Here is a 15,237-nt window from a genome sequence, read left to right as displayed (position 1 = left end):
CGCTTTCGCCCTTCGATAGGGTAGAGACGTGGCTTTAACAATTGGGATTGCAGGATTACCTAATGTCGGTAAATCAACTTTGTTCAATGCGCTCACCCGCGCAACCGTGCTAGCAGCGAATTATCCGTTCGCGACTATCGACCCCAACGTGGGAGTGGTACCGCTACCGGATCCGCGCCTGAAGAAACTGGCGGAGATATTTAACTCGGCGAAAATCTTGCCCGCCACGGTTTCTTTCGTGGACATTGCGGGAATCGTGAAAGGCGCCTCCCAGGGGGAAGGGCTTGGCAACCAGTTCCTGGCCAATATTCGGGAAGCCGATGCCATCTGCCAAGTCACCCGAGTGTTTAGTGATCCGGATGTGGTGCATGTGGATGGCAAGATCGATCCCGCCTCCGATATTGAAACCATTTCTACCGAGCTGATTCTGGCTGACCTGCAGACTTTAGAAAAAGCCGTCCCGCGCCTAGAAAAGGAAGTTCGTGGGCGCAAAACTCCGCCAGAAGTGCTGGCGGAGGTCAAGAAAGCCCAGGCGGTTTTAGAGGACGAAGAGCTTTTATCTGCGCACGGAGAGCTAGACAAACAGCTGCTTAAAGAGTTCCAGTTGATGACCGCGAAGCCGTTTATATATGTGTTCAATCTGGATGCCGAGCAAGTTTTGGATAAAGAGCGCCAACGCGAACTAGAGGAGCTAGTGGCGCCCGCAAAAGCGATTTTCTTAGATGCCCAGTTCGAAGCAGATCTAGTGGAACTAGATGAAGAGGATTCCCGGGAAATGCTGGAAGAATCCGGGCAGAAAGAGTCCGGCCTCGACCAGTTGGCGCGGGTAGGTTTTGATACTTTAGGGCTGCAAACTTACCTGACTGCTGGGGAAAAAGAAGCGCGCGCCTGGACGATTCATAAAGGCTGGACCGCACCCCAGGCGGCCGGGGTAATACACAGCGATTTCGAACGCGGATTCATCAAAGCCGAAATTATTGGGTTTGACGAGTTAGTGGAATTAGGTTCGATTCACGCTGCCCGCGAGGCCGGAAAGCTGCGCCAAGAAGGTAAAGACTACGTGATGCAAGACGGTGACGTAGTGGAGTTCAAATTTAACGTCTAGCGTTATTACCATGATGCGTTGTTTTGGATACACCTACAAACCCGCTGTGAGCTTGATCTTGTCGTGATGATCAGTACGTTGAGATCATCCTCGCTCCGTTGCGGAAGGCGGCTGACTACCTCCCGAAGATGGGAGGCTCGGGCGAGGTTGATCTAGAAGCATTCACCGGGCTGTATGGTGCAGACCCTCTTTACCACTGGATGGGTCTGGACTCGCCACTCATGTTTGCCGCCCACAAGGCTGCCGGTGGTATGACCTCGATCTACCGCCAGCTTGGTATTGGGAGTGAACGTCTTTTTCGTCAGGTTCTACGTGATCAGCTCTCTCTTGATGCAGATGAGGTCACGTGGTCATATGAGATTCTTCCGGAACCTGATGTCGAGGGCGCGCCTAGGGGTGCGAAGGCGCGGGTGCTTTCACTCGACGGTCGTGTTTCGCTTGAAGATGTCGACGACTCGACTGCACGAGACCGAATGAAGGGGTGGATCGACGCGCAACGTACTCGTTTGAACATTACTGCGCCTCTGAAGGGTGCAGTGTTCGAGGTGCGCCAAGGTTACAAGTCGTCCGATAGCAAGCGACAGAATGCGGATCTTGCCAACGCAGCCCAGGCGCTCGGCCATGGTTTCCTGCCGGTCTTGACTATCATGTCGACACAGATCAACGAAGTCGTGCATGCTCGTTATACCACGGGCAACTGGTCGGTGCTCATGGGCACGGTAGGGCAGGGTGACTCTCTGCGAAGCACCTATGACTTCGTGGATCGGGTTGTCGGCTACGACCTCGCCCTGCAGGGTGGGTGAGTCTGTATCCAGGTGGCGCTCTTCTTGGAAGTGAAGGTTTTGATGTGTTGCTGCAAGGCAAGGGCGGGCACGGTTCCCAACCCCATACAGCGGTGGATCCTATTGTTGTGGGAGCTGCTGTAGTGATGCGCTTGCAAACAATTGCTTCACGAATGACTAATCCAGATACCATCGCGGTTGTTTCGGTCGGTGAATTTAATTCGGGAACAATTGATAACATCATTCCGGATAGCGCCCGCCTTCTTATCAACACACGTTTCCGCGATGAAGAAACACGCGCCATTATTAAAGAGGGGATTGAACGCATCGTTCATTCTGAAGCGCAATCGTCAGGGGCTCCCGAACCAACTGTTAAACAACTCAGATGTTGGTCCCACCATCAATGATCCAGATGAAACAGAAGCCTTGCGCAAGTAGCTGTCTGAGAATGTGGAATCAGCCCAAATTGTCCAAGAAAACTTTAGTTTCTCGGAAGATTTTACGGATTGGGGCAATGAACTCGGGGCAAAAAACGTCTTCTGGCTCTACGGAGGAGCAGGTCCGAAACAAATGGAGATGTACGGCAAAGTTCTCCCCGCCAACCATTCACCGTTGTTCTATGCAGATCCGGAAAGCTCACTCGAACCCGCTGTGAAAATCGCTGTGAGTGCGCCCTATAGCAAACTCGGGAAATAGGGGGTGGCAATCCTTCGTCGTCCATAACATAGAGAAAAAAATCCGGTGGCACCTGATGTGGAAAGTGTGGTGCCACCGGAAAATATTGTTTGACGTTCGTCTAAGAAGAATAACTACTTTCCTAGGGAACGACGAACAGCTGCCTCTTCGATATCTTCGAGGCTGTGTCCACGGGTTTCAGGAACCATGAACTTGACGAAGAGAACGCCGAGTACACAAATCACGCCGAAGATGAAGAATACGAGTTCTTGGGACATCTTCGCTGTCATGATCGGGAACACGAGGCCCACGAGGAAAGATCCGATCCAGTTGAAGGAGGAAGCAATTCCTGAAGCGCGGCCACGAATAGCAAGTGGGAAGATTTCTCCAACAATAACCCAGGTTAACGGTGCCCAGGTGAAGGAGTAGAAGGCAACATAAAGGCTCAAGAACACGACGATCATCATCGGGTGAGCATTTGGCATCACCATGTTAATCACGGCGGGCAAGATGAAGGACAGAGCCATCACCGTTCCACCCATCATGATGAGAGTCTTGCGGTTGAACTTTTCTGCAATAGCGATGAACAAGAGTGAACCGAGAACCAGAATCACGCCCTGGATAATCGGCCACATCAGCGCTTCACCGGCGGCTTGGCCTGTTGCTTTTTCAACGATCAGTGGGATGTAGTAGAAGATCGCGTTAGCGCCCTGGAACTGCTGGAACGCGGCCACGCCAATACCGGCGATAACCAAGTAGCGGTAGCGAGGGGAGAACAGGGTACCCCAACTGACTTTACGTTGATTTTCAGCTTCTTCGCTTGCGGTAGTGGTGATTTCATTGATTTCTGCTTCTACCTGATCGGCAGGACGGATCATGCTGAGAACGTGACGTGCTTCCTCAACATTTCCATGATGAATAAGGAAACGAGGAGATTCAGGTAGGCGGAGAACACCGAGGAACAAAATCAGAGCAGGAATTGCGGCTGCAGCGAGCATCAAACGCCATGCGTACTGGTGAGGAAGGCCCTTGAGTAAGTAATCGACGATGTAGGAAATCAACATACCTGAAACGATCATCGTCTGATTCAGGCCGGATAGGTTACCTCGCAGGCGTGCAGGTGCAATTTCTGACATGTATGCAGGAACGAGTGCGGAAGCTGCACCAACCGCTATACCTAAGAAAATACGCATAGCGATGAGCCAGCCGGTGCCGTTATTGGGAACGATACCGCAAGCAATAGAACCTACGACGAAAATGACTGCCGAGGCAAGAATCATTTTCCTTCGACCTAAACGGTCAGAAAGCATACCGGCGGTTGCACCACCGAAAATAGCGCCGAACATAACGCCCGAGGTGATCCAACCGATGGTTGTTGCGTGCCCTTCAAGATTCCAATCATGCTGGAGGAAGGGGAGAGCGCCAGTCATGACGCCGATATCGTAACCAAATAAAATCCCGCCAAAAGCACCGAAGAAATAAATGAACTTCTCCGAAATTTTCTTCCGGCCATCTACAGTTTGTGCCATAGGAACTCCTTAAATAAACCTCTCTGTTTCTCATTCATCGCATCACTACGATTATTTCGCCTGGTCGGCGAAGCGAAACTTTTAAAAAAGTTAGCGCTAACATTATGGGGTGTAATAGTGACTTTAATGAGTGGAAATCTGTTTGTCAATACCTAAATGAAAGGATGGGGAAATTACCTCTCGTGGTTCCACGGTTGAGAAGTTGATTCTCTAATCACTAAATGTGTAGGAATAGGCGCGAAATCAGTTTCTTCCTCCTCAATGAGGTGTAGTGCATTGGCTAAAACCTTGTGACCTAATGAACTGAAATCTTGTTCTACGGTTGATAGGGGTGGGCTGTAGTATTCGGATTCCGGAACATTGTCGAAGCCGATCACAGAAATGTCTGAAGGGACAGAGATTCCGCACTTATGGAAGGCGGCAAAAAGCCCGAGAGCCATGTGATCGTTGGCTGAAAATACTGCTGTTGGCCGGGTTTCCTTAGGCATGGAGGCAAGCGCTATACCTGCTTGATATCCCGATTGTGCGCCCCAGTCTCCTGGAAATTCAATCAACTTGAGGTTGTTGCGCTCTGCTTCATCTGTAGCTGCTTCCCGGCGCTGCCGTGCATCCATCCAGTTATCTGGGCCGGTGAGAAAAGCGATATTTCTGTGCCCGAGTTGGATAAGGTGACGAATCGCCAACCGAGCCCCTCCATCTTGATCAATCCCTAAAATATTGAGGTTTTCACTCAGCGGCGAAGGGGAACTGACCAAAAGAACGGGGATGGAGAGTTCGAGTTCAGCGGCGAATTCCGTGGTTAAATGCCACGCCGCAACGATGATGAGTGCATCAACCGAACGCTGCATGAAATTACCTACTGCGCCGAAGAATTCGCTGCGAGATTCTTCTGTGACGGTTGCGAGAAGAGTGGTGTAATCCTGGGCACGCGCTGATTGTTCAATTGATGAAAATGATTGCGTTGGCCCATAGAGGAATGACCCTACCGCGATCACTCCAATCATGCGCGAACGCTTGGTGACCAGAGTTCGTGCAGTGGTGTTGGGGACATATCCGGTTTGGCGGATCACTTCCTCTACGCGTTCGCGTGTTTGCGGCTTAACTCCGGGGAAATTATTGACGACGCGGGAGACAGTCTGGTGGGAAACGCCTGCGATTTTAGCTACTTGCGCCATGGAAACGGATTGTACAGAGCCCATTTTTCCCTTCCTGATTACCTAAAGATAGGAATGTATTTCATAGACGGCCGCAGCAGCCCACATCGGCTTTAAATTATAGAACAAGGGAGAAAAGTCATTCAATGCAAATTGCCCCTTGTGTAACTTTCACTTATCCGGTATTCTAGGAAATGCAATAATGTTAGCGCTAACATAAATGGGCGTAACAAACGACCGCAAGTTTTACTCGAAGGAGAGTTACCATGCCACTTCTTCCCGATCACAAATCTGTGATTCGCTCGGGGGGTACTGCTTTAGGGATCGAATTTGGATCCACACGTATTAAAGCAAGTCTCGTTACACTAACAGGGGAACCTGTCGCTACCGGTGTGCACGAATGGGAAAACCAAATGATTGACGGCCATTGGAGTTATTCTCTTGATGCTATCTGGGAAGGCATTTCTTCCGCATACGTCTCTATGCTGGAGAACTGCAAAGATAATCACGGCGTCGTCCCTGAAACATATTCAAGCATCGGCATTTCTGCCATGATGCATGGATATATGGCATTCGATCACGAAGGCAATCTTCTCACGCCGTTCAGAACATGGCGCGATACCACCACCAGCGCCGCCGCTGAAGAACTGACCGAAAAATTCGGCGTCAATATTCCGCTTCGCTGGTCCATTGCGCACTACTACCAAGCAATACTTGATGGAGAAAAGCACGTACCCAACGTCGTTTTCTTCACCACACTAGCTGGTTACGTCCATTGGAAACTCACGGGTGAAAAAGTACTCGGCGTGGGTGATGCTTCTGGAATGTTCCCCATCACCGCTGATGGAACCAGTTACGAACCAGAGATGATTCAAGCTTTCAACGCTCTGTCCGGCCAGGATACGAATGTTGAAGATCTCATGCCCGCTATCCTCCAAGCAGGTTCTAGCGCCGGGCACCTCACTGAAAAAGGAGCGCAGCTCCTGGACCGTTCCGGCAAACTCAAGCCTGGGGTTCTCTTTGCTCCACCTGAAGGCGATGCCGGAACAGGCATGGTAGCCACCAATGCGGTGAGCGTTCGAACAGGAAACGTCAGCGTAGGAACATCGATCTTCCTGATGGCTGTTCTTGAAGGCCCCTTGAAGAACGTTCATCCTGAACTCGATCTTGTCACCACGCCAGATGGTAAGCCTGTTGCGATGGTGCACTGCAATAACGGTGCTGATGAAATGTCGCGCTGGGTGGAAATCTTCCGTCAGGTAGGTAAGCGCCTCGGGGCTCCCGATACCTCCACCGATTTTGTGTTTAAAGCAATGCTGGAGAGCGCTCTCGATGGCGAACCAGATGCTGGCGGAGTTCTCGCCTTCAACAATTTGGCAGGTGAACCCGTTGTTCATCTCACGGATGGCCGCCCGTTGATTACTCGCACGCCTTGGGCAACCCTTAATTTGGAAAACTTTATGCGAGCACAAATGTATTCCACATTCGCAGCACTGGCGATTGGCGTTGAGGTATTGGAATCCGAAAAGGTGCAGCTCGATATTCTTTCCGCTCATGGGGGAGTGTTCCGAACAGAAAAGGTGGCACAGCGATTGCTTGCCGCGGCAACTCACACACCGATCACCGTGCCCGATGGAGCTTCGGAAGGTGGATCGTGGGGAATGGCTGTTTTGGCTGCATACACCGCCTATCGTGAAGAAAAACAGCACGGGCCAGCCGTCAAGAGTTTGCCAGAATTTTTGAACGACGTTGTATTCGCTACTGCAGCAAACACCACGATCGTTCCATCCTCGGTTGATGCGCAAGGTTTCGCTGATTTCTTAGCTGAATACCGCGCAGCTTTGGCTATTCAGCCTGCTGCAACTGAAGCGCTTCGTCCACGTGATCTGTAGAGCCAATCATCTGAATAGCCAATAAGGAGAAAAACGATGAGTTTAGAAAACTATTCACCTCAGATTCAGGAAAAAATTGCTGAAACACGAAAAATCGTGTGCGATCTTCACGCTGAACTTCCCCGCTGGGAACTCGTGGTGTGGACAGCAGGCAATGTGTCCCAACGTGTTGTTGTGGGAGATGAACCCTCACATGATGATCTTTTCGTCATCAAACCTTCCGGTGTTCGCTACGATCAACTCACCCCGGAATCCATGGTGGTCTGCAATATTAAAGGCGAACTGATAGATGGGGATAGAAGCCCATCATCAGATACCGCAGCACATGCCTATGTTTATGAAAATATGCCCGAAGTGGGTGGTGTGGTTCATACCCACTCCACCTACGCAACAGCGTGGGCAGCCCGAGGCGAAGAAGTACCTTGTGTGCTCACCATGATGGCCGATGAATTCGGCGGCCCGGTGCCTATCGGTCCCTTCGCCGTCATCGGTGATGATTCGATCGGCCGCGGCATCGTCGAAACACTCAAAGGCCATCGTTCCCCAGCTGTTCTCATGCAAAACCATGGACCTTTCACCATCGGTAAAGATGGGGAAGCAGCTGTGAAAGCAGCAACGATGGTTGAAGAAGTAGCACGCACTGTCCATATTGCTAGCCAGCTTGGTGAACTCATCCCGATTCCTCAAGAAAAAATCGATTCACTCTACAACCGTTACCAAAACGTCTACGGACAATAAAAACACCAACCACACATATTCATGAAACAAAGGAGTACACCCATGAAAAACCCATTCGAAGGTAAAGAAATCTGGTTCCTCACAGGAAGCCAGTTCCTCTACGGACCAGAAACATTGGATCAGGTAGCAGCACAATCCCAGGAAATTGCCAAGGCAATTGATGCCTCAGGCGAAGTTCCTGTCAAGATCGTGTGGAAGCCAGTTCTCACCACCTCGGATGCTATTTTGCGCACATTCCTCGATGCCGGTGCCGATGATAACGTAATCGGAACGATTGCGTGGATGCACACCTTCTCTCCCGCAAAAATGTGGGTACGTGGCCTAGAAGCAATGCGCAAGCCACTCCTTCACCTCCACACCCAAATCGATCGTGAAATGCCGTGGGCAACCATGGATATGGACTTCATGAACCTGAACCAGGCAGCTCACGGAGATCGCGAATTCGGCTACATCCTCACCCGCATGGGCGTTCCACGCACCACCGCTGTTGGTCACTACACCGATGAAGAAGTCCATCGCGAAGTAGGCGTATGGGCACGTGCTGCAGCCGGATGGAACGAAGCACAGAACCTGCGAGTTGTCCGCTTTGGGGACAACATGCGCAACGTCGCCGTAACAGAAGGCGATAAAACAGAAGCTGAAGTTCGTTTCGGCATCTCCACCAACACCTGGGGCGTCAACGATCTTGTTGCCCGCATCGAATCTGTCGAAGACAGCGAAGTTGATGCACTCGTCAACGAATACGAAGAAAAGTACGACGTCGTAGAAGAACTGCGTAAGGGCGGAGAACGCCACGATTCCTTGCGTTATGCAGCCAAGCAAGAAATTGCCTTGCGTTCCTTCCTCGAAGAAGAAAAAGCTGGCGCATTCACCGATACATTCGAAGATCTTGGCGGGCTCAAGCAGCTCCCAGGCCTTGCTGTTCAGCGTTTGATGGCTGACGGTTACGGTTTCGGTGCCGAAGGCGACTGGAAGACAGCTATTCTCGTTCGCTTGGCAAAAGTCATGGGCTATGGCCTCGAAGGTGGGGCATCCTTGATGGAAGATTACTGCTACCACATGGTTCGCGGCGAAGAAAAGATTCTCGGTGCACACATGCTCGAAGTCTGCCCCACACTGTGCGATGAAAAGCCACGCCTAGAAATTCACCCATTGGGCATTGGCGATCGTGAAGATCCGGTCCGTTTGGTATTCACCGCAACCCCACGCGAAGGCGTTGTTGTGGCAATGAGCGATGTTCGCGAACGTTTCCGCCTCGTCGCTAACAAAGTGAATGTCACCGAGCCGAATGAAGATCTTCCTAAGCTCCCAGTTGCTCGCGCAGTATGGCAGCCAGCACCTGATTTCCAGACTTCAACACACTGCTGGCTGGCAGCAGGCGCTGCACACCACACCGTGATGACCACTCAAATTGGTATGGATGTGTGGGAAGCCTTTGCCAAGATTGCAGAAGTTGAACTCGCAGTCATCGATGAAGAAACAACTGTTCGTCGTTTCGAAGATCAACTGCGTTGGAACGCCGTGTACTACCGAATCGATCCAGCTCTGTAAATAGGGCTCAGGGACTGACATAAAATGACTGCTCTACTAGCGATTGCGCTGGTAGAGCAGTTATTTTTTAAGGATTGAATTAAATCGCGATCGCTCGAGATAGCTCGAGCGTCCGCGATTTCCTTGTCGAGATTCGCCATGATTCATTTCCTTTCGTGAGAACGCCGGTGCCCGCCCGGCGTTAGTAAAGGGCAGATATAAATGCCTCACCATGGGGCGGGCAGGTTCTCGATGATGTCGAGGGTCTCGACCCATACCGCACCCTCAAGCGAGCGCCCGACGCGGGAAAGACGGTCGGCCTTGGTCAAGTGGTCCCACTGCGCGCGAGTGAAGTCACCGAATCCGAGCGAGGAAAGCCAATCAAGCTTCTCGCGCACGGAGATCTTTGCGTCGAGCATCGGAACGGAGGCAAGTCCGAGACGATGCGCAGCGACGACGCGCTGCAAAACGACACGACCGTCCGAGCGGATCTTGAGACCGCCGATTCGATACGAGCTCGCAAAAGTTTCCACTCGTCCACAGTGCGAAGGGCACCAGTCGGACGGTTCGCACCGAACGTTCCGGGACGAAAGTTCGCGGCATAGCGAGCCTTGTTCTTTGCGCTGAGATACTCACCGACCGTGTTCCATGGAGCCGTGGGGAACTTCGCGATCTCGTACTCTTCACCGTCGATGACGATGAGCTCGGATCGCATCTCTTCCTACAAGGGGCGGCGCTCTAAGCGCCTCCAGAGCACGGCAGTAGGAACGCCACCAACAAGCTCCTCAGAGGAATGCCAAGCGGTGTTCTGGAGCTGATCAGAGATGGTTTGGAAGGCGATCAAACTCATCGTTGACCACCTCCGAGAGCGAAGCGGAGGCGAGCGATATGCTCGTCGGACAGGCGAGGAGCGGCATTAACAAGCGCCTTGACGTGTCGCTCAACAGAATCGATTCCCACCGGAACAGCAAGGGCTTCGAGATCATCGCGGCGAACCTTCACGCGATTGCCGGTCTTGTAGGCGGGCAGCTTGCCCGGGCGATCCATGTGCACAGAGTCGAGTACGCGCCGAAGCCTTCGGCAGCGGCCTCTTGAAGGGTGAGGTAGTGCGTCCTCTCGGACGGAGGGGAGTAGGTTCCCATGAGGAGTCTCCAGATACGACGAAGTACCCGGAGGGGGATGCTTTCCCGGCTTGTCACTGGGCGGCCTACGCCGTGCTCATCGTCGCATTACCCCGGGTGCTACCCGGGAACCCAGCCCCTTCTGCTGCCCGGCCTGCCGTTCCGGGGCGTTACGCAGCTTCACTTCGTCGGAGGATCTACCGGCTGCTCGCCGTTCGGTGTGCTACACCGTGGTGGGACATCACAGGTTCCCATCCACCCTCGGGGTGATCCCCTTCCTAGCGGCTCGCGTGATGTCGCTAGAAAGCTAACGCGGTCGTAGCACGCCTCGCCAAATGTGAGCAACCGTTGGTAGTCACATCCTCGATGTATGACGTTCGTCTCGCGCGAAACGTGGTCGAGTTCAAATTTAACGTCTAGCGCTATTGCCGTGATGCGTTGTTTTGGATGCACATAAAAACCCTGTATGAGCTTGATCTTGTCAGTGACCGTTTATCGTTTATAAGAATAAACCTCTGAAAAGTGCACATTGAATTGCTTGAAAAGTGCTCAATGAAATGCTTGAAAAGTGCTCAATTTTCATTCTCTGTTGCTGCGGGATTGGGCTCTAACTAGGCGATTTCCCCGATGATTACATTCCACTGGTGTACTTTGCGATCGGTGATGAAACCGGCCAGGAAGAAGGGATCTTCAGCTAAAGCGGTGAGGGCGTCCTCAGCGGATTCGGCTTCGACTGCGATAAGCGCGCCCGGATGGGGATCATCAACCCAAGAACCCACCAGTTTTACTATGCCTTGAGCGTGCAGACCGCGCAGGTGAACGCGGTGGTCAGGGCGCACCTCATTCATTTTTTCGGCGGCAGCGGGGTCATAAAAATATTCGACGGCGAATAAAGCCATAAAAGATCACTCCTATAAATCAACCGTGCTTCTATTATTACCCCGGCAGCGAAGTTGCGCCGGAAAATAACTTTTGACGCAGGGGAGGCAAGGTAAAAGCGGATGCGCCCTCTAGACTAAATGCATGGATGAAATCGAGCAGGCGAGCGGGGCGTATCTAGATCACCTGGCGATTGAACGCGGACTATCCAATAACACTGTCAATTCCTACCGGCGCGACCTGGCGCGTTACCACGAATATCTAGCGGGCGCCGGTATTCATGCTTTAGCCGAAATTACCCCGGAGACTTTGCGGGCGTTCTTGCAGGCCGCCGCTGCCGGAGAAGACGGGAAAAACCCGCTGGCGGCATCTTCAATTGCGCGGCTAATGGCCTCCCTGCGCGGATTCCACGGCTTTGCGGTAAACGAGCGCTTAAGCAGCATCGACCCCACCGAAAGCCTAGAAAACCCCCGCTTGGCGCGGCCGCTCCCCAAAGCGCTCACTGTCACCCAAACCCGCGCCCTGCTGGAAGCCTTTAGCGGGGAAGACCCCGCCTCTTTGCGCTCGCGGGCGCTGCTAGAAACCCTGTATGCTTCGGGAGCTAGGGTGAGTGAAGTATGCGCCCTAGACGTTGATGATTTAGGGGTCTTAGCTGGTAGTGAGGCAGCGGATCCGGAAGAAAACCCCATCACTTTGGTTACGGTGACTGGGAAAGGTAATAAGCAGCGGCTAGTACCGCTAGGAGAATACGCGGTCAAAGCGTTAGACGCCTACCTGGTGCGCTCCCGCCCACAGCTCGCGCAAAAAGGCCGAGGTAGCTCCGCGCTGTTCTTGAATTTGCGGGGAGGGCGCCTAAGCCGGCAAAGTACCTGGAATATTATTCGCGAGGCCGCGGAGATCGCTGGGATACAAACGGCAGTTTCCCCCCACAGCCTGCGGCATTCCTTCGCCACCCATATGTTAGAGGGCGGCGCGGACGTTAGGGTAGTGCAAGAGCTGCTCGGACACGTGAATGTAACTACCACTCAGATATATACCAAGGTAACGGCTACTTTGCTGCGCGAGGTATATCAAGAGACGCATCCGCGTGCTCGGTAGTGATTGGTAACGGTTGCGGGGTGCTGGGTAGTGCGGGAAAAATATTTTTCCTCCTGCCCAAAGTCTGGAAAATACTGACGTATTTTCTCAGACTTTATGCCCACCGCGCCTACTCGGATAAAATATTTTCCCCGCACAGGACGTCACCGCAGCTAATCGGAAAAAATAATGTCCTCATTGTGTGCCACTGCTCGAATCAGGTCTTAGCTCCACATTCCCGCAAGTTAGTTAGAGTACCTGGGATTCGTGACTGCATTTAAGTCTCTACCAACGTGGTTATTGTCGCCTTTGTTTTTATTCGCCAGTAGCGAGATGTACATTTCACGGTATCGAGCGGGGGATAAAAGGCTCGTTGAGCGCCAGTTGGTAACATTTTTTCTCAGGTTGTCATATCGTTATAAGGGTGAGTGAGATTCAACCTGGCTTGATGCCCCCGCCAACCCCGAAAGATGCGGAGTTCCCTGCGCCTGCGCCCTTGGAGTCACATGGGCCCGCGCGGATTATTGCTATGTGCAACCAAAAAGGTGGGGTCGGCAAGACAACTACCACCATTAACTTGGCCGCCTCACTGGCAGAGTATGGGCGCAAAGTGCTGATCGTAGATTTCGATCCCCAAGGCGCCGCCACCGCCGGGCTGGGGGTAAATGGCAACGACTTGGATGCCACTATCTACAATGTGTTGCTGGATCGCAAGGTCACCTTAGAGCAGATCATTCACCCCACCGCGATTGAAGGCATGGATCTGGTGCCGGCCAATATCGATCTTTCGGCTGCCGAGATTCAAATGGTTAACGAGGTGGCCCGGGAAATGGCGCTTTCCCGCGCCCTCCATTCGGTTAGCGATAAATACGATGTGATTTTGATTGACTGCCAGCCGTCCCTGGGGTTGCTGACGGTAAACGCCCTGACCGCTGCCCACGGGGTAATGATCCCGATGGAAACCGAGTTTTTCGCTCTGCGCGGGGTGGCGCTGCTGGTTGAAACCATTGAAAAAGTGCGTGACCGACTGAACCCGAAACTAAAAATCGACGGGATTTTGGCGACTATGGTCGACACCCGCACCCTGCATTCGCGAGAAGTAATGGAACGCTTAAAAGAAGCCTTCGGAGATCGGGTCTATAAGACGGTTATACGCCGCACAGTAAAGTTCCCGGATGCCTCGGTAGCCACCGAACCGATCACTACTTTTGCGTCTTCGCATCCCGGGGCGGCTGCTTACCGCCAGTTGGCGCGCGAGGTTATTGCCCGTGGTGACGCCGCCTAACTCGCCAACAGTTTCACCTAAGCCCGAGGAGGCAAGCGGGGAGGAAGGAGCGCTTTTTTCTCCCGAGCTGGCCGGGAAAAAGGAGTCGGAAAAAGCTCCCCCCTTCGAACTGGAATTAGAGGTCTTTTCCGGTCCTCTAGATTTGCTGCTCACCTTGATTATCAAGAACAAACTGGATATTACCGAGGTGGCGTTGGCGCAGGTAACCGATGATTTTATTGCCTACATGCAGGCGTTTCCGGATTTATCGCAAGCCTCCCAGTTCCTAGAGATCGCTGCTACTTTACTAAATATTAAAGCCAGTCAGCTGCTGCCCGGAGAAGAAACTGAAGAACTCGATCCCGAATATTTAGAGGCACGTGACCTGCTGTTCTCTCGACTTTTGCAATACCGTGCCTATAAGGAAGTCGCAGAATTTTTACGCCTGCGCCTCGGGGAAGGTGGGGCCTACTATCCGCGGGAAGTTCCCTTGCCCGCTAAGTTTTCTCGCCTCTTGCCGCCGCTGCGAGTTGATTTCACCCCCGAAGATTTAGCCCGCGCCGCCTCCGAAGCCTTTACCCGACGTCCTCCCCAAGTATCCCTTTCCCACCTGCACTTACCGCAAGCCTCCCTGGCGGAACAGGCGCAAATCGTGGTGAAAGAATTATCGCGCCGGGGCAAAGCTAGTTTTAGGGAGCTTACCCGCTCCGCCAAGAACGCAACTGAAAAAGTGACCCGATTTTTAGCTTTACTGGAGCTTTACCGGCACCGCTGCATAGATTTTACCCAGGAAAGCGCCCTCGCCGAGTTATACGTGGCCCTAGATACCAGCCAAAGCCTAGATATTAATAACTTCAGTTTCGATGATTATGGAGCCGTAGATGAATAACCCCGCTGATGAACAGCTACTGGCCGCCCTAGAGGCAATTTTGATTGTAGCCAGCGAGCCTTTAAGCCCCGAGGAACTGGCACCGCACCTACAAACCACACCCCAGCAGGTAAAGGCAGCTTTAGAGCAACTGCGCGCCGAATATGCGGGCGAAACTTCTCGTCCTCACGGATTTGTTTTACGCAATGTGGCGGGAGGCTGGCGGATCTATTCAGCCGCCGCCCAAGAAGAAATCGTTTCTAGCTTCCTCACCCAGCCAGGCACTTCCCATCTATCTAACCCGGCTTTAGAAACCCTGGCCGTAATCGCTTACCGCCAGCCGGTTTCTCGCTCGGTGATTGCCAGTATTAGGGGAGTGAGTGTCGATGGGGTGGTGCGTACCCTATTGGCGCATGATTTGATTAGGGAAGTCGAAAAAGCAGAGTCGGGGGCGATTCTTTACGGCACCACCACCAGTTTTCTAGAGCGAATGGGACTGACCAGCCTGGATGAACTACCGCCGCTAGCTCCCCATCTGCCGGGTAGTGAAGAGTTAGACGAGCTAGAGGCGCGGCTAAAAGAATAATTTGCCACCGCGATAGGATGAGGGCAGTTAAGAAATA

Annotated in this window: 18 protein-coding genes; 13 read left to right on the top strand and 5 right to left on the bottom strand. The window is 52.6% G+C overall.

Annotated elements, in window-relative coordinates:
* Positions 1–28 precede the first annotated feature (28 nt).
* The 4 genes from ychF (at position 29) to KO216_RS05440 (ending at position 2,583) form a co-directional block, all read left to right on the top strand.
* Complete coding sequence (gene ychF / locus KO216_RS05455; protein ID WP_215523269.1) at positions 29–1,105, top strand: redox-regulated ATPase YchF; 1,077 nt, start codon at positions 29–31, stop codon at positions 1,103–1,105.
* Positions 1,106–1,233: 128 nt separating this feature from the next.
* Positions 1,234–1,908, top strand: coding sequence for a hypothetical protein (locus KO216_RS05450; RefSeq protein WP_309547282.1), 675 nt, complete (start codon positions 1,234–1,236; stop codon positions 1,906–1,908).
* Positions 1,905–2,294: a peptidase dimerization domain-containing protein gene (locus KO216_RS05445; protein ID WP_215523267.1), complete on the top strand. Its 390-nt coding sequence runs from the start codon at positions 1,905–1,907 to the stop codon at positions 2,292–2,294. The genes KO216_RS05450 and KO216_RS05445 overlap by 4 nt, the downstream gene beginning before the upstream one ends.
* A gap of 43 nt (positions 2,295–2,337) precedes the next feature.
* Positions 2,338–2,583, top strand: coding sequence for a hypothetical protein (locus KO216_RS05440; protein WP_215523266.1), 246 nt, complete (start codon positions 2,338–2,340; stop codon positions 2,581–2,583).
* Between the two features lie 113 nt (positions 2,584–2,696).
* On the opposite strand, the gene KO216_RS05435 is transcribed toward KO216_RS05440, so the two are convergent.
* Both KO216_RS05435 and KO216_RS05430 read right to left on the bottom strand, forming a co-directional pair.
* Entirely contained in the window at positions 2,697–4,091 is a 1,395-nt protein-coding gene (locus tag KO216_RS05435) for a sugar porter family MFS transporter (protein ID WP_215523265.1), read from the bottom strand.
* Positions 4,092–4,264: 173 nt separating this feature from the next.
* Entirely contained in the window at positions 4,265–5,290 is a 1,026-nt protein-coding gene (locus tag KO216_RS05430) for a LacI family DNA-binding transcriptional regulator (RefSeq protein ID WP_215523264.1), read from the bottom strand.
* 221 nt (positions 5,291–5,511) lie between these two features.
* Here KO216_RS05430 and KO216_RS05425 point away from each other — a divergent pair, with 221 nt between their 5' ends.
* Genes KO216_RS05425 through araA form a run of 3 tightly spaced genes read left to right on the top strand, consistent with a single transcriptional unit; the run spans position 5,512 to position 9,426 of the window.
* Entirely contained in the window at positions 5,512–7,137 is a 1,626-nt protein-coding gene (locus KO216_RS05425; protein WP_215523263.1) for a xylulokinase, read from the top strand.
* 36 nt (positions 7,138–7,173) lie between these two features.
* The gene (locus tag KO216_RS05420; RefSeq protein ID WP_215523262.1) at positions 7,174–7,875 is read left to right on the top strand and encodes an L-ribulose-5-phosphate 4-epimerase; all 702 of its coding nucleotides are present in this window, start codon (positions 7,174–7,176) and stop codon (positions 7,873–7,875) included.
* A gap of 42 nt (positions 7,876–7,917) precedes the next feature.
* The gene (gene araA, locus KO216_RS05415; protein ID WP_215523261.1) at positions 7,918–9,426 is read left to right on the top strand and encodes an L-arabinose isomerase; all 1,509 of its coding nucleotides are present in this window, start codon (positions 7,918–7,920) and stop codon (positions 9,424–9,426) included.
* 206 nt (positions 9,427–9,632) lie between these two features.
* On the opposite strand, the gene KO216_RS05410 is transcribed toward araA, so the two are convergent.
* Together KO216_RS05410 and KO216_RS05405 are read right to left on the bottom strand one after the other, a co-directional pair.
* The gene (locus KO216_RS05410) at positions 9,633–9,938 is read right to left on the bottom strand and encodes a hypothetical protein (protein WP_215523260.1); all 306 of its coding nucleotides are present in this window, start codon (positions 9,936–9,938) and stop codon (positions 9,633–9,635) included.
* A gap of 188 nt (positions 9,939–10,126) precedes the next feature.
* The gene (locus KO216_RS05405) at positions 10,127–10,255 is read right to left on the bottom strand and encodes a hypothetical protein (protein WP_309547281.1); all 129 of its coding nucleotides are present in this window, start codon (positions 10,253–10,255) and stop codon (positions 10,127–10,129) included.
* A gap of 38 nt (positions 10,256–10,293) precedes the next feature.
* Here KO216_RS05405 and KO216_RS05400 point away from each other — a divergent pair, with 38 nt between their 5' ends.
* Both KO216_RS05400 and KO216_RS05395 read left to right on the top strand, forming a co-directional pair.
* Positions 10,294–10,500: a hypothetical protein gene (locus tag KO216_RS05400; RefSeq protein WP_309547280.1), complete on the top strand. Its 207-nt coding sequence runs from the start codon at positions 10,294–10,296 to the stop codon at positions 10,498–10,500.
* A gap of 97 nt (positions 10,501–10,597) precedes the next feature.
* Positions 10,598–10,837 (top strand): hypothetical protein, encoded by a 240-nt coding sequence (locus KO216_RS05395; protein ID WP_215523258.1) that lies wholly within the window; start codon positions 10,598–10,600, stop codon positions 10,835–10,837.
* A gap of 300 nt (positions 10,838–11,137) precedes the next feature.
* Here KO216_RS05395 and KO216_RS05390 read toward each other — a convergent pair whose 3' ends face one another.
* On the bottom strand, positions 11,138–11,425 hold the full coding sequence (locus KO216_RS05390; protein ID WP_215523257.1) for a YciI family protein: 288 nt from the start codon (positions 11,423–11,425) through the stop codon (positions 11,138–11,140).
* A 124-nt stretch (positions 11,426–11,549) separates the two neighbouring features.
* On the opposite strand from KO216_RS05390, the gene xerD reads away from it, so the two are divergent.
* From xerD to scpB, 4 genes are all read left to right on the top strand, one after another.
* Entirely contained in the window at positions 11,550–12,503 is a 954-nt protein-coding gene (gene xerD / locus KO216_RS05385; protein ID WP_215523256.1) for a site-specific tyrosine recombinase XerD, read from the top strand.
* Positions 12,504–12,930: 427 nt separating this feature from the next.
* Complete coding sequence (locus tag KO216_RS05380; protein ID WP_215524064.1) at positions 12,931–13,767, top strand: ParA family protein; 837 nt, start codon at positions 12,931–12,933, stop codon at positions 13,765–13,767.
* Positions 13,751–14,635, top strand: a complete 885-nt coding sequence (locus KO216_RS05375) for a segregation and condensation protein A (protein ID WP_251451888.1) — start codon at positions 13,751–13,753, stop codon at positions 14,633–14,635. Before KO216_RS05380 ends, KO216_RS05375 begins: the two co-directional genes overlap by 17 nt.
* On the top strand, positions 14,628–15,200 hold the full coding sequence (gene scpB, locus KO216_RS05370; protein ID WP_215523255.1) for an SMC-Scp complex subunit ScpB: 573 nt from the start codon (positions 14,628–14,630) through the stop codon (positions 15,198–15,200). The genes KO216_RS05375 and scpB overlap by 8 nt, the downstream gene beginning before the upstream one ends.
* The last annotated feature ends 37 nt before the right edge of the window (positions 15,201–15,237 follow it).

It is taken from the genome of Varibaculum prostatecancerukia (assembly GCF_943169825.2).
In the GTDB taxonomy this organism is placed as follows: domain Bacteria; phylum Actinomycetota; class Actinomycetes; order Actinomycetales; family Actinomycetaceae; genus Varibaculum; species Varibaculum prostatecancerukia.
The sequence above is the reverse complement of the archived record's forward strand: the minus strand, read 5'-3'. Positions and strand labels throughout refer to the sequence as shown.